The sequence below is a fragment of the Lysobacter sp. 1R34A genome, from assembly GCF_051217035.1.
Taxonomy (GTDB): domain Bacteria; phylum Pseudomonadota; class Gammaproteobacteria; order Xanthomonadales; family Xanthomonadaceae; genus Lysobacter.
This window is the reverse complement of the sequence record NZ_JBPKJP010000084.1, coordinates 1-18341: the sequence shown is the minus strand read 5'-3', so window position 1 is coordinate 18341 and position 18341 is coordinate 1. Positions and strand designations below refer to the sequence as shown.

General features: G+C 68.5%; 17 protein-coding genes. 12 read left to right on the top strand and 5 right to left on the bottom strand.

Features of this window, described 5'->3' with window-relative positions:
• Positions 1 to 90: 90 nt before the first annotated feature.
• Both ACSAMQ_RS16070 and yidD read right to left on the bottom strand, forming a co-directional pair.
• Positions 91 to 1422 (bottom strand): dihydroorotase, encoded by a 1332-nt coding sequence (locus ACSAMQ_RS16070; protein ID WP_435396616.1) that lies wholly within the window; start codon positions 1420 to 1422, stop codon positions 91 to 93.
• Entirely contained in the window at positions 1407 to 1655 is a 249-nt protein-coding gene (gene yidD, locus ACSAMQ_RS16065; protein ID WP_435396615.1) for a membrane protein insertion efficiency factor YidD, read from the bottom strand. The genes ACSAMQ_RS16070 and yidD overlap by 16 nt, the downstream gene beginning before the upstream one ends.
• 346 nt (positions 1656 to 2001) lie before the next feature.
• Between yidD and dksA the strand changes: the two genes are divergently transcribed.
• Complete coding sequence (dksA, locus tag ACSAMQ_RS16060) at positions 2002 to 3102, top strand: RNA polymerase-binding protein DksA (protein WP_435396614.1); 1101 nt, start codon at positions 2002 to 2004, stop codon at positions 3100 to 3102.
• Between the two features lie 238 nt (positions 3103 to 3340).
• Complete coding sequence (locus tag ACSAMQ_RS16055) at positions 3341 to 3697, top strand: hypothetical protein (RefSeq protein WP_435396613.1); 357 nt, start codon at positions 3341 to 3343, stop codon at positions 3695 to 3697.
• Positions 3698 to 3727: 30 nt separating this feature from the next.
• On the opposite strand, the gene ACSAMQ_RS16050 is transcribed toward ACSAMQ_RS16055, so the two are convergent.
• From ACSAMQ_RS16050 to cysS, 3 genes are all read right to left on the bottom strand, one after another.
• Entirely contained in the window at positions 3728 to 4963 is a 1236-nt protein-coding gene (locus tag ACSAMQ_RS16050) for an MFS transporter (RefSeq protein WP_435396618.1), read from the bottom strand.
• 80 nt (positions 4964 to 5043) lie between these two features.
• Positions 5044 to 5481 carry a SufE family protein gene (locus ACSAMQ_RS16045; protein WP_435396612.1) on the bottom strand — a complete coding sequence of 146 codons (438 nt, stop codon included), beginning with the start codon at positions 5479 to 5481 and terminating at the stop codon, positions 5044 to 5046.
• 118 nt (positions 5482 to 5599) lie between these two features.
• On the bottom strand, positions 5600 to 7003 hold the full coding sequence (gene cysS / locus ACSAMQ_RS16040; RefSeq protein ID WP_435396617.1) for a cysteine--tRNA ligase: 1404 nt from the start codon (positions 7001 to 7003) through the stop codon (positions 5600 to 5602).
• A 322-nt stretch (positions 7004 to 7325) separates the two neighbouring features.
• On the opposite strand from cysS, the gene ACSAMQ_RS16035 reads away from it, so the two are divergent.
• The 10 genes from ACSAMQ_RS16035 to proB form a co-directional block, all read left to right on the top strand.
• Positions 7326 to 7793, top strand: coding sequence for a hypothetical protein (locus ACSAMQ_RS16035; RefSeq protein ID WP_435396611.1), 468 nt, complete (start codon positions 7326 to 7328; stop codon positions 7791 to 7793).
• 411 nt (positions 7794 to 8204) lie between these two features.
• A complete protein-coding gene (locus tag ACSAMQ_RS16030; RefSeq protein ID WP_435396610.1) occupies positions 8205 to 9233 on the top strand; it encodes an N-acetylornithine carbamoyltransferase in 1029 nt (342 codons plus the stop codon).
• Between the two features lie 45 nt (positions 9234 to 9278).
• A complete protein-coding gene (locus ACSAMQ_RS16025) occupies positions 9279 to 10526 on the top strand; it encodes an argininosuccinate synthase (protein ID WP_435396609.1) in 1248 nt (415 codons plus the stop codon).
• Between the two features lie 119 nt (positions 10527 to 10645).
• A complete protein-coding gene (locus tag ACSAMQ_RS16020) occupies positions 10646 to 11740 on the top strand; it encodes an acetylornithine deacetylase (RefSeq protein WP_435396608.1) in 1095 nt (364 codons plus the stop codon).
• Positions 11737 to 13065 carry an acetylglutamate kinase gene (locus tag ACSAMQ_RS16015; RefSeq protein WP_435396607.1) on the top strand — a complete coding sequence of 443 codons (1329 nt, stop codon included), beginning with the start codon at positions 11737 to 11739 and terminating at the stop codon, positions 13063 to 13065. Before ACSAMQ_RS16020 ends, ACSAMQ_RS16015 begins: the two co-directional genes overlap by 4 nt.
• A 4-nt stretch (positions 13066 to 13069) precedes the next feature.
• On the top strand, positions 13070 to 13702 hold the full coding sequence (locus ACSAMQ_RS16010) for a GNAT family N-acetyltransferase (protein WP_435396606.1): 633 nt from the start codon (positions 13070 to 13072) through the stop codon (positions 13700 to 13702).
• Positions 13695 to 14666, top strand: coding sequence for an N-acetyl-gamma-glutamyl-phosphate reductase (gene argC / locus ACSAMQ_RS16005; RefSeq protein ID WP_435396605.1), 972 nt, complete (start codon positions 13695 to 13697; stop codon positions 14664 to 14666). Before ACSAMQ_RS16010 ends, argC begins: the two co-directional genes overlap by 8 nt.
• A gap of 102 nt (positions 14667 to 14768) precedes the next feature.
• Complete coding sequence (proS, locus tag ACSAMQ_RS16000) at positions 14769 to 16097, top strand: proline--tRNA ligase (protein ID WP_435396604.1); 1329 nt, start codon at positions 14769 to 14771, stop codon at positions 16095 to 16097.
• 158 nt (positions 16098 to 16255) lie between these two features.
• Positions 16256 to 17545 carry an argininosuccinate lyase gene (argH, locus tag ACSAMQ_RS15995; RefSeq protein WP_435396603.1) on the top strand — a complete coding sequence of 430 codons (1290 nt, stop codon included), beginning with the start codon at positions 16256 to 16258 and terminating at the stop codon, positions 17543 to 17545.
• Positions 17542 to 18341: glutamate 5-kinase (gene proB / locus ACSAMQ_RS15990; RefSeq protein WP_435396602.1), on the top strand; the 800-nt coding region annotated here is incomplete at its 3' end. The genes argH and proB, both read left to right, overlap by 4 nt.

Genomic DNA, 18341 nt, shown 5'->3' with positions numbered 1-18341 from the left:
CGGGCGCGGCGGTCGGCGCGGTTTGCGCGCCGGCGACGGCCACCGGTGCCAGCCACGCCGCGACCAGCATCGAGCCTGCGAGCGCTGCTCTCATCGATTGAACGCCAGGCGCTGTCCGTTCGGTGCGCCGACCAAGGCGCTGCCGTCCCAGGCCAACACGCCATTGACCCAGGTCGAGGCAATGCGCGAATGGAAGGTGCGGCCCTCGAACGGCGACCAGCCGCACTTGGACAGCACGTCTTCGCGCTGCACCGTGTAGGGCGTGTCGTCGATCAGCACCAGATCGGCGGCATAGCCTTCGCGCAGGAAGCCGCGCCGGTCGACGTCGAACAGCTTGGCCGGCGCATGGGCGAATTTGTCGACCACCTGGGCGGTGGTCAGATGGCCTTCGTGCACCAGCTCCAGCGCGGCGTTGAGCGCGAACTGCACCAAGGGCAGGCCGCTCGGCGCGCCCGTGTAGGGGCGGGCCTTTTCTTCCAGGGTGTGCGGCGCGTGGTCGGTGGCGAGCACATCGATGACGTCGCCGGCGACCGCGCGGATCAGCGCCTCGCGGTCGGCCGGGTCCTTGATCGCCGGGTTGCACTTGATCAGGTGGCCGAGCTTCTCGTAGTCGTCGCGGTCGAAGCGCAGGAAGTGGATGCAGGTCTCGGCGGTGATGCGCTTGCCTTCGATCGGGCCGGCCTCGAACAGCGCCAGCTCGTCGGCGGTGCTGATGTGCAGCACGTGCAGGCGGGTGCCGTGCCGGCGCGCCAGCGAGATCGCCAGTTCGGTGGATTTCTTGCAGGCCTCGCGCGAGCGGATGTCGGGATGAAAGCGCGCCGGGATGTCGTCGCCGTACTTCGCCTTGTAGCGCGCCAGTTCGGCGTCGATCATCGGCGTGTCTTCGCAGTGGGTGATGATCGGCGTCGGCACGTCGCGGAAGATCGCGTCGAGGGTGACCGGATCGTCGACCAGCATGTTGCCGGTCGAGGCGCCCATGAACACTTTCACGCCGGGCGCGGTGCGCGGGTCCAGCGACTGGATCGCGGCCAGATTGTCGTTGCTGGCGCCCAGGTAGAAGCCGAAGTTGCCCCAGGCGCGGCCGGCGGCGCGGCGGTACTTGTCCTCCAGCGCCTGCGCATCCAGGGTCGGCGGGTTGGTGTTGGGCATGTCCATGAACGTGGTCAGGCCGCCGGCGACCGCGGCCGCCGACTCGGTCGCCATGTCGGCCTTGTACTCCAGGCCCGGTTCACGGAAGTGAACCTGGTCGTCGATCATGCCCGGCAGCAAGCGCCGGCCCTGAGCGTCGACCACGCTTTCGTTGCCGCGCGCGGCCAGGCCGCTGCCGATCTCGGCGATGCGGCCGTCCTCGATGCGCAGGTCGCCGTCGTACTCGCGTCCTTCGTTGACCAGGCGGGCGTTGACGATCAGTGTCGATGACATGAGTGCTTTCCAGGTTCCAGAGGCGGCACCGGATCGTGCCCGCCGGGGTGCAGGGGATGGCAGCGCGCGATGCGCCGTACCGTGAGCCAGCTGCCCTTGAGCGCGCCGAAGCGCTCGATGGCCTGCATCGAGTACGACGAGCAACTGGGATGGAAGCGGCAACGCTGGCCTAACATCGGACTGATCCAACGTTTGTAGCCGTGAAGCAGGGCGATGAGCAGGCGGTCGATCACGTTTCCTTCATGCCGGCAACGGTAGGGACATAGGGCAGGGCCGGGGCGCTGAACGGACCGCGGGCACTGCGTTTGGCCGGGTATTTCGCGCGGTTGCCGCGGGTGCCGCAGCAGGGTATAACAGCGCGCTTTCCCCAAACAAGGCAAGTGCAACACGAAGGTCCGCGCGGCGTGGAAGCGAAGCCGCCAGGTTTGCTCGGACCGGGCGAAAACCGGCGTAATGCCGGATTTCACTTGCGGTCGTCGAACGCATGTGCATTTGATGACCGGGTGGGTCATGCTTGGCCCGCGAAGCTCCTGGACCGCGTCCAGGGGCGCCCTCAGGGAATAGAAGGACAAGCCGCTCGTGGCAGTGAAAAAACCTGCGAAGAAGGCCGCCAAGGCCGCCAAGAAGACCGTTAAGCCGGCCGTCAAGAAGGTGGCCAAGACCATGGCCAAGCCTGCGCCGAAGAAGGCGGTCGCCAAGAAGCCCGCGGCCAAGACGCCTGCGGCCAAGAAGCCTGCGAGCAAGCCCGCGGCGACCAAGACGGCGGCAGCCAAGAAAGCCGCGCCGAGCAAACCGGCGGTCAAGAAGGCCGCGCCCGCGAAGAAGACGGCGCCCGCCAAGGCGCCGGTCGCGAACAAGCCGGCGGCCAAGCCGGCGGTTCCGGCGAAGAAGGCGGTGCCCGCGGCACCGGCCAAGAAATCCGCGGCAGGCAAGGACAGCGGAGCGAAGAAGCCCGAGCTTAAAAAAACTGAAGTCAAAAAGCCCGAAGCTGTGAAGCCCGCAGCCAAGCCTGCCGACAAGCAGCCCGCGTCGCCGTCGCCGTCCAAGGCCGCCCCGACGCAGGTCGTCAGCATCTCCGACCAAAGCAAGAACACAGTGACCCAGACAGCATCCAGCAAGACTCCCGCGGGCAAGCCCGCGACACCCGCCGCTCCGGCCGCGCGCCCGGCCGGCAAGGTCGCCGTGGCCGTGACCGCCAAGAGCCAACAAACCCCCGCACCGAAAACCAAGGTCAAGGTCGTGCCCTATAAGAACGACCCGGCCACCGGCCGCCCGCTCGTTCCGGAAGGCTATAAGCCGGCCGCCGACGAGGAATACATGAGCCCGCTGCAGCTGGAGTACTTCCGCCAGCGTCTGTTGCAGTGGCGTACCGATCTGGTCGAAGAGTCGAAGCAGACCATCGAGAACCTCAAGGACGAAGTGCGCGACGTCGGCGACGAGGCCGAGCGCGCCACCCGCGAGACCGAAAACTCGCTCGAGCTTCGCACCCGCGACCGTTACCGCAAGCTGATCAGCAAGATCGACAGCACGCTCAAGCGAGTGGATTCCGGCGACTACGGTTTCTGCGTCGATACCGGCGAAGAAATCGGCCTGGAGCGCCTGGAGGCGCGCCTGACCGCCGAGCGCACCATCGACGCTCAGGAGCGTTGGGAACACCTGCAGAAGCAGATGGGCGACTGATTCTCCGCTCGCGCCGTCCGGCATCACGAAAGGCCCCGCGAATGCGGGGCTTTTCGTTTTCGGCAAGCGCCGCCTGGGGCGCATCGCTTGAATGTGTGCCGCGAGAGGCGCAGCGCTTGCGCGCCGCTCTCGGAGCGCCGCTTGAGGCGCAGCGCGCTCATCGATCGCCCTGAGCGCGGCCGGGCGACCGCCGCCGGCGGTGTTACCGTATGGGCCACCGCATAACGGCGACGATTTCATGGACGATCTGTTGTTGTTCGCTGCCCCGGTGCTGGTCATCGGGCTCAACCTGGCGCTGTGGCGGCTGTCCTACGGCTTCGACCGCGTCGCCGGCGCGGCTTTGTTCGTGCTCAACCTGGTGCTCGGCTCGCTGTTGATCGGGCTCGGCGTGTGGCAGTTGGGCGGCCTCGATGCCGAGCCCAGCGCGGCCGGCAGCTATGGCGATGTGCTCATGGTCGCCGCGACGGTGGCCTTGAACGGCCTGATCGCCCTGGTCGGCGCGGTCGCGGCGGCGGTGCGCAAACCGGCGCCGCGCACCGACACGGCCGGGCAGCCTGATGCGCAACGCAAGCGGGTCCGGTTGCGCAGCGACTGAGTGGGTCGCTGAGCGGGCCGCAGCGCGGCCTCATTGCAGGTCGCGCAGGTCCAGCCGGCGCAGCTTCGGCGCCAGTTTCGCGGTCGCGCCGACCACCGCCAGGGTCATGCAGCCGCCGAAGATCACCGACGGCACCAGGCCCATCAGGCGCGCCGCCACCCCCGATTCGAAGGCACCGAGCTCGTTCGAGGAGCCGATGAAGATGCCGTTGATCGAGGAGACCCGGCCGCGCATTTCGTCGGGCGTGGACAGCTGCAGGATGGTCGAGCGCAGCACCACCGAGACGCCGTCGCACATGCCCGACAGCATCAACATCGCCGCCGACAGCCAGAACTGCCGCGACAGGGCGAAGCCGATGATGCACAGGCCGAACCCGGCGACCGCGTACAGCAACAGGCGGCCGGCGTTCTTCTGCGGCGGGTGCCGGGCCAGCCACAGCCCGATCAGCACCGCGCCGGCCGCCGGCGCCGCGCGCAGCACGCCGAGCGCTTCCGGGCCGTAATGCAGGATGTCGTTGATGAAGGCCGGCAACAGCGCGACCGCGCCGCCGAACAGCACCGAGAACATGTCCAGCGCCTGCGCGCCGAGCACGACCTGGTTGTTGAAGACGAAGCGCAGGCCCTCGCCGATGCTCTTGAACACCGGCGCGCGCTCGGCCGGCGCCGGCGGCTCGGTCACGCGCAAGGAAATGATCGCGACCGCCGCGGCCAGAGCGAAGCCGGCCGCGACCAGGTAGGCCGAGGTCTTGCCGCCCCAGGCCACCAGCGCGCCGCCCATGGCCGGACCGAGCACCAGCCCGGTCTGCATCACCACGCTGCTCACCCCGGCGCCGCGCGCGTAGTGCTCGCGCTTGAGCACGCGCGCGAACAGCGACATGTAGACCGGCGCCAGGAACGCTCGGACCACGCCGTTGATCGCGATCGCCGCGTAGATGGTCAGGGTGCCGAAGCCGAAGGCGCCGGCCGGCAGATATACCCCGGCGACGCCGGCGAGCATCAAGGTGGTCAGCATCAGCCCCAGGCAGGCGAACAGGCCGAGCTTGCGCCGTGGCAGGTGGTCGACCGCATAGCCGGCGAACAGGGCGAAGCAGAAGTAGGGGATGACCTCGGTCAGGCCGATCAGGCCGAGCGCGAGCGGGTCGTGGGTGATCTCGTAGACGTGCCAGCCCACCGTGACCGCGACGATCTGGTACGACAGCATGCCCAGCAGGCGGTACACCAGCAGGCCGACGAAGCCCGGGTTGCGCAGCAGTTGCGCCGCGCCGATCGTTGCAGGGGGCGCTGGAACGCCGGCGACAGCCTCGCGCGAGCCGGTGCCGACGGCGTCGGGGCGGTCGGCGCCGTGGCTCACAAGCGCCGTTGCGCCTGGTCGCGGACGAAGGCGAGCAGGGCCGCCAGGCCGTTGCTGCGGGTCGGCGAGAGATGCTTGGCCAGGCCGATGTCGGCGATGTAGTCGGCCGGGGTGGCGACGATCTCGGTCGCGCTGCGGCCCGAGTACACGCGCAGCGCCAGATAAATCAGGCCGGAGACGATGGCCGAGTCGCTGATCGCATGGAACACCAGCTTGTCGGCGTCGCCTTCGACCACGATCCAGACCATCGACTGGCAGCCGAGCAGGCGATGCTCCTCGGTCTTCCACTCGTCCGGCAGGTCGGGCAGCTTGCGGCCGAGGTCGATCAGGTACTGGTAACGCTCGGACCAATCGCCGAAGAAGGCGAACTCCTCGCGGATCGCGGCCTGGGCCTGCGCGGCGGTGGATTCGAGCGGGAAGGGACTGACTATCATCGATTCGATCACGGTAGGCGGCCGTCCCTGGCGCGGTATTCGGGGCCTGCGCCGCGGCCGTCGCCGGCCGGGCGTGAGCGAGCGCAGGGGCGCCTGCTCAGGAACGTCGGGCCGGCCCTCAGGCCGGCTGGGTGGCGCGCTTCCTGACCCAGCGCACGCCGGCCGGCGTGTCCTCGAGCAGGATGCCTTCGCCGGCGAGCTGGTCGCGGATCGCATCGGCGCGGGCGAAGTCGCGCGCCTTCTTGGCGGCGTTGCGTTGGTCGACCAGGTCCTGGATGCGGGCGTCGTCGCCGGCATCGACCGCGCCGACGAACCAGGCCGCCGGGTCTTGCTGCAACAGGCCCAGGGCCAGGCCGGCGCCGAGCAGGTCGCGCTTGAGCTGGGCCTGCTCGGCCGGGTCGGTGGCCTTGCGCGCTTCGCCGGCGATGCGCGCCAGTTCGGCCAGTGCCTGCGGGGTGTTGAGGTCGTCCTCGAGCGCGGCCTCGATGCTGGCCGGGATCGTGCCGGCCGACACCTCGCCGGCGTCGACCTCGGCCAACTCGCGCAAGGTGCCGTACAGGCGGTCCAGCGTACGCGCGCTTTGTTCGATCAGGCCCGGCGACCATTCCAGCGGTTGGCGGTAATGCGCCGACAGCAGGGCATAGCGCAGCGCCTCGGCCGGGTGCTTGCCGAGCAGGTCGCGCACGGTCTCGATGTTGCCCTTCGACTTGGCCATCTTGCCGCCGTCGAAATTGAGCATGCCGTTGTGCAGCCAGAAGCGGGCGAAAGTCTTGCCGCCGTGGGCGCATTCGCTTTGGGCGATTTCGTTTTCGTGGTGCGGAAACACCAGGTCGACGCCGCCGGCGTGGATGTCGATGGTTTCGCCCAGATGCGCGGCCGCCATCGCCGAGCATTCGATATGCCAGCCCGGCCGGCCGCGGCCCCAGGGCGAGTCCCACCCCGGCAGCTCGCCGGTGGAGGGCTTCCACAGCACGAAGTCGCCGGCGTCGCGCTTGTACGGCGCGACCTCGATGCGGGCGCCGGCGCGCATGTCGTCGATGTCGCGACGCGAGAGCTTGCCGTAGCCGTCGTAGGTCTCGATCGCGAACAGCACGTGGCCTTCGGCGGCGTAGGCGTGACCGTTTTCGATCAGGCGCTCGATCATCGTCACGATTTCGCCGATGTGCGCGGTCGCGGCCGGCTCGATCTCGGGCAGGCGCACGCCGAGGCCGGACATGTCCTCGCGGTAGGCGGCGGCGAAGCGGTCGGTGATGGTCGAGATCGGCACGCCCTGTTCGGCGGCCGCGGCGTTGATCTTGTCGTCGACGTCGGTGATGTTGCGCGCATAGGCCAGCACGCCGTAGCGACGGCGCAGCAGGTCGGCGAGCACGCCGAACACGACCGGGCCGCGGGCGTTGCCGATATGGGCGAAGTTGTAGACCGTGGGGCCGCAGACGTACATCGTCGGGCGTGCCGGATCCAGCGGGACGAAGGCTTCGACCTGTCGCGACAGGCTGTTGTAGAGATGCAGGCTCATGGAGATACGGCTTGGGGTCGGTTCATTCTAACGGCCGATCGCCCTCACGGTGCGCGCCGCGACGATCCGGGCCGGCGAGGGCGGTGTCGCGCTTCGCAGTTCGCCGCTCCGGTGCGGCCGCGGCGTCCGGCATGGACGGGCAGGGCAGCCCGAGGCCGATTGGGGTGCGGCGGTACCGGTCGGGCGCGCAATCGGGCCGGCTTCGGGCCCGCGCAGCGTCGTCCCAGTCGCGCCGAAAGCTTGCAGGCTCGGGGTCTAAAGGCGGGATTCAGGCCGTGAGCGGACACTGCTCTTACACTTTGTTCACGAATCCCACTTCGCGAGTCCGATGAACCGAACCGTCCTGCAGGCTTTGATCCTGGTGCTCGCGAGCACCGTGGCTGGCCTGTGGACGATTCCGGCGGCGGCCCAGCACACGGTGATCCAGGCCGAGAACGTGCGCTTCGACTACGCCCAGGTACTGCGGGTGACGCCGGTCTACCAGACCCTGCGCGCCACCACGGTCGAGCAGCAATGCGAGCCGGAGCCGGCCACCCCCGAGGATTCGCGCCTGTCGCGGGTGGTGGGCGCGGTCCGCGAAGCGCTCGGCCGCGAACGCAATCCCAAGCCCAGCACCGGCGACAACTGCAAGCCGGTGCCGGTCGAGCGCGAGTTCCGCCGTCCGATCGCCTACGACGTCGACTACGTCTACAAGGGCAGCCGGTTTCGCTCGCGCCTGCCCGAAGACCCCGGCAACAAGCTGCGGATCCGGGTCGCGGTGACCCCGATCATCACCCCGATCAGCACCTCGCGCTGATCGCGGCCGCCCTGGAGCCGGCCTGGAAGGCCGCCTGGACGAGCCGGGCGGCTTGCGCCACGGGCCGGCCCATGCGAGCATTCGCGGCCTCATGAACCCGAACTACGCCGACGCCGACATCCTGACCTCCGCCTACATGGCGGCGGGCATGACCTCGCGCGCGCGTCGACCGTTGCCCTGCCAATCCGCTGGGTGACGGCGCTCGCCGTCGTTCGTGTAACAAGCAACACACACGAAAAGCCCAGCCTTAGCGCTGGGCTTTTTTGTTTTCCAGGTTCGGGAATCGGGAATGGGGAATCGGGAATCGGCAAAGCGGTACGCCTTGATCCGCCTCCTCTCGCGACTGCCGGCCACAGCGCCACCGCTCCAACCGATTCTCCATTCCCGATTCCCCATTCTCGAGCCCACCTGATGAAGCACTTCCTCAACACCCAGGACTGGTCGCGCAGCGACCTCGATGCGCTGCTCGCGCAGGCCGCCGCGTTCAAGCGCAACAAGCTCGGCGATCAGCTCAAGGGCAAATCGATCGCGCTGGTGTTCTTCAATCCGTCGATGCGCACCCGCACCAGCTTCGAGCTGGGCGCGTTCCAGCTGGGCGGGCATGCGGTGGTGCTGCAGCCCGGCAAGGACGCCTGGCCGATCGAGTTCGACCTGGGCACGGTCATGGACGGCGACACCGAGGAGCACATCGCCGAAGTGGCCAGGGTGCTCGGCCGCTACGTCGACCTGATCGGCGTGCGCGCGTTCCCGAAATTCGTCGACTGGACCAACGACCGCCAGGACAAGGTGCTGGCGAGCTTCGCCAAGTACTCGCCGGTGCCGGTCATCAACATGGAAACCATCACCCATCCCTGCCAGGAGCTCGCCCACGCGCTGGCCCTGCAGGAGCACTTCGGCACCAGCGACCTGCGCGGCAAGAAGTACGTGCTGACCTGGACCTATCACCCCAAGCCGCTCAATACCGCGGTCGCCAACTCGGCGCTGACCATCGCCACCCGCCTGGGCATGGACGTGACCCTGCTGTGCCCGACCCCGGAGTACGTGCTCGACGAGCGTTACATGGGCTGGGCCGAGCAGAACGTCGCCGAGAGCGGCGGCTCGCTGCAGGTCAGCCACGACATCGACAGCGCCTACCGCGGCGCCGACGTGGTCTACGCCAAGAGTTGGGGCGCGCTGCCGTACTTCGGCAACTGGGGCCCGGAGAAACCCATCCGCGACCAGTACCGGCATTTCATCGTCGACGAAGCCAAGATGGCGCTGACCAACAACGGCGTGTTCAGCCACTGCCTGCCGCTGCGCCGCAACGTCAAGGCCACCGACGCGGTAATGGACTCGCCGCAGTGCATCGCCATCGACGAAGCCGAGAACCGGCTGCACGTGCAGAAGGCGATCATGGCCGCCTTGGTGCGGGACTCGGGACTCGGGACCCGGGACTCGTAAGCGCGTCCGCCTCATCTCTTTCGTTTCTAACTTCCGGAGTTTCCCATGTCGCAGCAATCCGCTTCCCCGAGTCCCGAGTCCCGAGTCCCGAGTCCCGAGGCCAAAGACATCGTCCTCGCCTTCTCCGGCGGCCTCGACACCAGCTTCTGCGTGCCCTATCTGCAGGAGCGCGGCTGGGCCGTGCACACCGTGTTCGCCGACACCGGCGGCGTCGATGCCGAAGAACGCGCCTTCATCGAGGAACGCGCGGCCGAGCTCGGTGTCGCCAGCCACGTCACCGTCGACGGCGGCCCGGCGATCTGGTCGGGCTTCGTCAAGCCCTTCGTCTGGGCCGGCGAGGGCTACCAGGGCCAGTACCCTTTGCTGGTGTCGGACCGTTACCTGATCGTCGAAGCCGCGCTCGCGCGCGCCGCCGAGCTGGGCTGCAAGGTCATCGCCCACGGTTGCACCGGCATGGGCAACGACCAGGTCCGGTTCGACCTGGCGGTGAAGGCGCTCGGCGACTACGAGATCGTCGCGCCGATCCGCGAAATCCAGAAAGAACACACCGAAGTGCGCGCCTACGAGCAGAAGTACCTGGAAGAGCGCGGCTTCGGCGTGCGCGCCAAGCAGAAGGCCTACACGATCAACGAGAACCTGCTCGGCCTGACCATGTCCGGCGGCGAGATCGATCGCTGGCAGGCGCCGGGCGAGGGCGCGGTGGGCTGGTGCAAGCCGCGTGCGGAATGGCCGGCGCAGTCGTTGAAGGTCACGTTGACGTTCGAGAACGGCGAAGCGGTGGCCCTGGACGGCGAGAAGATCGAAGGCCACAAGCTGCTGGCCAAGCTCAACGGTTTGTTCGCGCAGTACGGCGTTGGCCGCGGTCTGTACACCGGGGACACCACCATCGGTCTCAAGGGCCGGATCATCTTCGAAGCGCCGGGCCTGATCGCGCTGCTGACCGCGCACCGCGCGCTGGAAGAGGCGGTGCTGAGCAAGCAGCAGAACCGATTCAAGCCGGACGTCGCGCGCAAGTGGGTCGAACTGGTCTACGAAGGCTTCTTCCACGACCCGCTCAAGACCGACCTCGAAGCCTTCCTGGCCAGCTCGCAGAGCACCGTCAACGGCGAAGTGGTGCTGGAGACCTCGGGCGGCGTGGTCAACGCGGTCGCGATCGACTCGCCGCACATCCTCAACGCCAAGGGCGCGACCTACGCCCAGGCCGCCGACTGGGGCGTGGCCGAGGCCGAAGGCTTCATCAAGCTGTTCGGCATGAGCAGCACGCTGTGGGCGGAGATCAATCGCAAGGGCTGATGCCCTGGGCAGGAGTGCGCGGAGAGGAGTGAGAAGTGAGCGAAAGCGAACTTAGCCTCTCCTCACTTTTCACTCCTGACTCCTCTCCCGCCATTCACGCGCAAGACTCGGATCCCACCATGCTCCCCGAAGTCCTGAAGCATCTCCAAGCCCTGGTCTCCTACGACACCCGCAATCCGCCGCGCGAGATCGGCACCGGCGGCATCTTCGACTATCTGCGCAGCCAGCTCGACGGCTTCCGCATCGAAGTCGTCGATCACGGCGCCGGGGCGGTGTCGATGCTCGCCGTGCGCGGGCAGCCGCGGCGTTTGTTCAACGTCCATCTCGACACGGTGCCGTCGTCGGAGGCCTGGAGCGCCGATCCGCACGTCCTGCGGGTCACCGAAGACCGCGCGATCGGCCTGGGCGCCTGCGACATCAAGGGCGCGGCCGCCGGGCTGCTCGCCGCCGCCGCGGTCACCAAGGGCGACGCCGCGTTCTTGTTCAGCACCGACGAAGAGGCCAACGATCCGCGTTGCATCGCCGGCTTCCTCGCCACCGATCACGGTTTCGACGAAGCCATCATCGCCGAGCCGACGATGTGCGAAGCGGTGCTCGCGCACCGCGGCATCAGCTCGGCGCTGCTGAAGTTCCGCGGTGTCGCCGGCCACGCCTCGGGCGCCAACGCGATGCAGACCAGCGCGTTGCACCAAGCGATCCGCTGGGGCGGCAAGGCGCTGGATTTCGTCGAATCCCAATCGCACCAGCGCTTCGGCGGCCTGACCGGCCTGCGCTTCAACATCGGCCGGGTCGAAGGCGGGATCAAGGCCAATATGATCGCGCCGAGCGCGGAGCTGCGCATCGGCTTCCGGCCGTTGCCCTCGCAGTCCATCGACGGCCTGCACGAAGGCTTCCGCGGCATGGCCGACGCCAGCGCCATCGAAAGCTACGAAGAAACCTTCCGCGGCCCCCCGCTGCCGGCCGGCGACGTCGCCACCGCCGAGCAGCGGCGCCTCGACGCACGCGACCTCGCCGACGCGCTCGACCTGCCGATCGGCAACGCGGTGGATTTCTGGACCGAGGCCTCGCTGTTCTCGGCCGGCGGCCTGACCGCGATGGTCTACGGCCCCGGCGACATCGCCCAGGCCCACACCGCCGACGAGTGGGTCGCCCTGGAACAGCTGCAACGTTACGCCGACAGCGTCGCCCGCATCATGGACAACAACGCGCAATGAGCATTTCGATGGACGCCCACCTGCAAACGCGACAGACCATCGTGCGCCTGCTTTCGAGCATGGCCAGCGCGAAGGAAATCTCGCAGTACCTCAAACGTTTCTCCCAGCTCGACGCCAAGCGCTTCGCCGTGGTCAAGGTCGGCGGCGCGGTGTTGCGCGACGACCTGGCCGCGCTGACCTCGTCGCTGGCGTTCCTGCAGGACGTGGGCCTGACCCCGATCGTGATCCACGGCGCCGGCCCCCAGCTCGACACCGAGCTCGCCGCGGCCGGGATCGAGAAGCGCACGGTCAACGGCCTGCGGGTGACCTCGCCGGAAGCGCTCGCGATCGTGCGCCGGGTGTTCCAGGCGCAGAACCTCAAGCTGGTCGAGGCACTGCAGACCGGCGACGCGCGCGCGACCTCGATCATCTCCGGCGTGTTCGAGGCCGATTACCTCGACCGCGACACCTATGGCCTGGTCGGCGAGGTGCGTGCGATCAACCTGGCGCCGATCGAGGCCAGCCTGCAGGCCGGCTCGATCCCGGTGATCGCCAGCCTCGGCGAGACCGCCGGCGGCCAGATCCTCAACGTCAACGCCGATTTCGCCGCCAACGAACTGGTGCAGGTGCTGCAGCCGTACAAGATCGTGTTCCTGACCGGCACCGGCGGCCTGCTCGACGACGAAGGCCGGGTCATCGACTCGATCAATCTGTCGACCGAGTACGAACACCTGATCGAGCAGCCTTGGATCAACGGCGGCATGCGGGTCAAGATCGAGCAGATCAAGGACTTGCTCGACAAGCTGCCGCTGACCTCGTCGGTGTCGATCACCAAGCCGGCCGAGCTCGCCAAGGAATTGTTCACCCACAAGGGCTCGGGCACCCTGGTGCGGCGCGGCGAACGCGTGCTGCAGGCCGAGCGTTGGGATCAGCTCGACCTGGTGCGGCTGCGCAGCCTGATCGAGTCGGCGTTCGGGCGCAAACTGGTCGGCGACTATTTCGACACGACCACACTCAAGCGCGCCTACGTCAGCGAGAACTATCGCGCCGCGGTGATTCTGATCGAGGGCAGCGGGCATACCTACCTGGACAAGTTCGCGGTGCTCGACGACGCCCAGGGCGAAGGCCTCGGCCGCGCGGTCTGGCAGGTCATGCGCGAGCAGAACCCGAGCCTGTTCTGGCGCTCGCGCCACGGCAATCCGGTCAATCCCTTCTATTACGCCGAGTCCGACGGCTGCTACAAGCAGGAGAAGTGGAAGGTGTTCTGGTACGGCATGAACGGCTTCGACGAGATCGCCGAATGCGTGGCGTTTTCGTCCCGGCGCGACCCGACCCTGCAGGACTGAGCCCATGAACGAAGACGGCACCGCCGCCGCCTGGCATCGGCCGATCCGCTTGAGCGGCCGGCACGTCACCCTTGAGCCGCTGAGCTATGCGCATGCCGACGGCCTGCGCGTGGCCCTGGCCGACGGCGAGCTGGCGCGCGCCTGGTACACCAACGTGCCGGCGCCGGAAGGCGTCGAAGCCTATGTCGACGCGGCGCTGGCGATGCAGGGGCGTGGCGCGGCCTGGGCCTATGCGGTGCTCGACGCGGACGGCGAGGTGGTCGGCAGCACCCGCTACTACGACATGGACGCGAGCGTGCCGCGGCTGCAGATCGGCTACACCTTCTACGCGCCGCGGGTGCAGCGCACCGGCCTCAACACCGAGGCCAAGTTGCTGTTGCTGGCCCATGCCTTCGAGTCGCTGGAGTGCATCGCGGTCGGGTTCGAGACCAGCTGGTTCAACCTGGCCTCGCGCACCGCCATCGCGCGCCTCGGCGCCAAGCAGGACGGCGTGCTGCGCAACCACCGCCGCCACGCCGACGGCAGCCGCCGCGACACCGTCGCCTTCTCGATCATCGACAGCGAATGGCCGGCGGTGAAACGCAACCTGCAGTACAAGCTCGAACAGCATGCTTCCGGAGGCAAGACCCATGGCTAAGACCCTAGGCATCGTCGGCGCGCGCGGCCATGTCGGCGCCGACCTGATCCGGCTGATCGCCGCGCATCCGCAATTCGAACTGGCCTTCGTGTCCTCGCGCGAACTCGTCGGGCAGCCGGTCGCCGAGCACATCCCCGAATACGCCGCGAAAGGCGGCGACCTGCGCTACAGCTCGCCGAGCCACGAAGCGCTGCCGGGCCTCGGCGCCGACGCGATCGTGCTGGCCCTGCCGAACGGCAAGGCGGCGCAGTGCGTGGCCGCGTTCGATGCGGCCGGCGCCGATCCGGTGCTGATCGATCTGTCGGCCGATTACCGTTTCGACGACCACTGGTACTACGGCCTGCCGGAGTTGACCCGCGCCCAGTACCACGGCCAGCGTCGGATCAGCAATCCGGGCTGCTACGCCAGCGCCATGCAGCTGGCGATTGCGCCGCTGCTCAACGTGCTCGAAGGCCCGGTGCAGTGCTTCGGCGTGTCCGGTTATTCCGGCGCCGGCACCTCGCCCTCGGACAAGAACGACCCCGACAAGCTGCGCGACAACCTGATGCCGTATGCGTTGACCGGGCATATGCACGAGCGCGAAGTCACCCGCCACCTGGGCCATCCGGTCGAGTTCATGCCGCACGTGGCCGCGCATTTCCGCGGCCTGACCATCACCTCGAACCTGCATCTGTCGCGCCGCTTCGAGCGCGAGGAACTGGTCGAGCACTATCACCGCCATTACGACGGCGAGCCGATGGTGCGGGTGCAGGAAGAGGCGCCCTGGGTCAGCGCCATCGCCGGCAAGCACCACGTCGACATCGGCGGCTTCGGCATGTCCGAAGACGGCCGCCGGGTGGTGGTGGTATCGACCCTGGACAACCTGCTCAAGGGCGCGGCGACCCAGGCCCTGCAGAACCTCAACCTGGCGTTCGGCTTCGACGAGCTGACCGGCATCGAGGTGGAGTCGCGACCCCGGCCATGACGCACCCGCTACGCGGTTCCCCCCTCCTTTTGCCGATGGGGGAGGGGAGCGGCAAGGGTTGATGGTCGTCAGTCGCGTCGAAACCCCCAGGAGCAAGTCGTCATGCGTCTCTCGCGTTACCTGTTGCCGACATTGAAGGAAAACCCCGCCGACGCGCAGATCGCATCGCATCGGCTGATGCTGCGAGCGGGGCTGATTCGCCAGGAGGCCGCGGGCATCTATTCCTGGCTGCCGGCCGGCCTGCGGGTGTTGCGCAAGATCGAGGCCATCGTTCGCGACGAGATGAATCGCGCCGGCGCGCTCGAGTTGCTGATGCCGACCCTGCAGCTCGCCGATCTGTGGCGAGAGAGCGGCCGCTACGACGCGTACGGCCCGGAGATGCTGCGGATCAAGGACCGGCACGAGCGCGAGCTGCTGTACGGGCCGACCAACGAGGACATGATCACCGCGATCTTCCGCGCCAACGTGCGGTCGTACCGCGCCCTGCCGATGAACCTGTACCACGTGCAGTGGAAGTTCCGCGACGAGCAACGGCCGCGGTTCGGGGTGATGCGCGGGCGCGAGTTCCTGATGAAGGACGCGTATTCCTTCGATCTGGACGAGGCCGCGGCGCGCCGTTCCTACCGGCGCATGTTCGTCGCCTACCTGCGCATTTTCGCCCGCATGGGCATCCGCGCGATCCCGATGCGCGCCGAAACCGGCCCGATCGGCGGCGACCTGTCGCACGAGTTCCTGGTGCTGGCCCAGACCGGCGAGTCGGCGGTGTACTGCGATCGCGCCGTGCTGGATCTGCCGATCCCGGGCGACGACACCGACTACGAAGGCGACCTGGAACCGATCGTGCAGGCCTGGACCGCGCGCTACGCCGCGACCGAGGACGTGCACGACATCGAGCGCTTCGAGCGCGAGGTTCCGGCCGAACGACGCGTGCACACCCGCGGCATCGAGGTCGGGCAGGTGTTCTATTTCGGCACCAAGTATTCGGCGCCGATGAAGGCGCTGGTGACCACGCCCGAAGGCGACGAGCGCCCGATCCACGGCGGTTCCTACGGCATCGGCGTGTCGCGCCTGCTCGGCGCCATCATCGAGGCCGGCCACGACGACAACGGCATCGTCTGGCCCGATGCGGTCGCGCCGTTCCGGGTCGGCCTGGTCAATCTCGACCCCGCCGATGCCCAGGTCGAGGCCGCCTGCGTCGACCTGCAGGCGCAGCTCGAAGCGCGCGGCATCGACGTATTGCACGACGACACCCCCGAACGCGCCGGGGTCAAGTTCGCGCGCATGGACCTGCTCGGCCTGCCCTGGCAGGTCGTGGTGGGCCGGCGCGGACTCGATCGCGGTATCGTCGAACTCAAGCGCCGCGCGAGCGGCGAACGCAGCGAGCTGGCGCCGGGCGAGGTGCCGGCGTGGCTTGAAGCGAGGAACTTGTAGCTAGGAATTTGTAGCGAGGAACGAGTGAGAAGCGAGGAACGAGGAGCGAATGAAAGCGTTGCGTCCAGTTCCTAGTTCCTAGTTCCTAGTTCCTAGTTCCTCGCTCCTCGCTCCTCGCCCTACCCTCAACCCCCTCCAGCCCCCGCGAGCCGCCCCCCATGTCCGATCTGCTTTGGCAAAAACCCGGCGTCAAGGTCGACGCACGCATCCAGAACTTCCTCGCCGGCGAGGACGTGATCCTGGACCGCGAGTTCTTCCTGTTCGACATCCAGGCCAGCGCCGCCCACGCGCAAGGGCTGCAGCAGATCGGCATTCTCAGCGCCGACGAACTGGCCGGCCTGAGCCGCGAGCTCGAGGTGCTGGCCGAGGATTTCCGCGCCGGCCGCTTCGTCCTCGACGAGCGTTTCGAGGACGGCCATTCGGCGATCGAAGGCCGCTTGATCGAGCGGCTCGGCGACGCCGGCCGCAAGATCCACACCGGCCGCAGCCGCAACGACCAGATCCTGGTCGCGACCCGGCTCTGGCTCAAGGACCGGCTGTCGCGCCTGTACGCGCTGTGCCGCGAAACCGCCGAGGTCGCGCTGGCCCGCGCCGAGGCCGAAGCGCAGCTGCCGCTGCCGGGCTACACCCATCTGCAACGCGCGGTGGTGTCATCGGCCGGCATGTGGTGGGGCGCCTGGGCCGAGGGCTTCATCGACAACGCCGTGCGCGCGCAGCAGACCCTGGACTGGGTCGACGCCAACCCGCTCGGCAGCGCCGCCGGTTACGGCGTCAACCTGCCGCTGGCGCGCGACCACACTACCCAGGCGCTCGGCTTCGGCCGCCTGCAGGTGTCGGCCGCCTACGCCCAGCTGTCGCGCGGCAAGTTCGAGCTCGGCGCGATCGACGCCTTGTCGACCGCGGTGCTCGACCTGCGCCGCCTGGCCTGGGACCTGAGCCTGTTCACCACCGCCGAATTCGCCTTCGTCGCGCTGCCGGCCGAATACACCACCGGCAGCTCGATCATGCCGAACAAGCGCAACCCGGACGTGATCGAGCTGATGCGCGCGAGCTACGCCAGCGTCGCCGCGGCGCGTTCGGAGATCGAGCACCTGTTGTCCTTGCCGTCCGGCTACCACCGCGACCTGCAGTTCTCCAAGGGCGCGATCTTCCACGCCTTCGGCCGCGGCCTCGGTGCGCTCGAACTGCTGCCGGACCTGCTGCGCAACCTGGAGTGGAAGCCCGACAACCTGCGCGCCGCGCTCGACCCGTCGATGTACGCGACCGACCTCGCGGTCGATCTCGCCCGCCAGGGGCTGCCGTTCCGCGACGCCTACAAGCAGGCCGCCGATCCGGCGCGCTGGGCCGAAGGCGACCCCGAGGCCAGCCTGGCCGCACGCGTGTCGCCCGGCGCGTCCGCCGACCTGCGCCTGGACGTGCTGCGCAGACGCTTGCAGGCACTGACATGAGCGTCGCGGCAAAGGATTTCATCGCCCAGCCTTTGCCGAACTGGCGTCGCGCTGTGCTCAAGGTCGGCAGCAGTCTGCTGGCCGGGTTCGCCGACCAGGCCGGCGGCGGGCTCGACCCGCGCTATGCCGCCGGGCTGGCGCGATTCATCGCCGAGGCGCGCGCGCAACAGCGCGAAGTGGTGTTGGTCTCGTCCGGCGCGGTCGCGGCCGGGCGCAGCCGCATCGAGGCCGGCGGCAACGGCCTGGTGCTGCGGCAGGCGCTGGCCTCCCTGGGCCAGGCCTCGCTGATCGCGTTCTGGCAGGGGTTGTCGCCGGTGCCGGTCGCGCAGGTGCTGCTGACCCACGACGACCTGCGCAACCGCCGCCGCTATCTCAACGCACGCGCCTCCTTGCGCGAGCTGCTGAGGCTCGGCGCGCTGCCGGTCATCAACGAGAACGACACCGTCGCGGTCGACGAACTCAAGCTCGGCGACAACGACAACCTCGCCGCCGCCGTGGCGTCGCTGGTCGACGCCGACCTGCTGCTGATCGCGACCGACATCGGCGGCCTCTACAGCGGCCATCCGCAGCGCGACCCGTCGGCGCGGCCGATCGCGCAGGTCGCCGTGGTCACCCCGGAATTGCTCGACGCCGCCAGCGGCGGCGCCGGCGCGCTCGGCACCGGCGGCATGCGCACCAAGCTCGAAGCCGCGGCCAAGGCCGCCACCGCCGGCATCGCCACCGCGCTGTTCTGCGGCCGCGATGCCGACGTCGTCGCCGCGCTCGGCGAGGGCCGTTTGCACGGCACCCTGGTGGC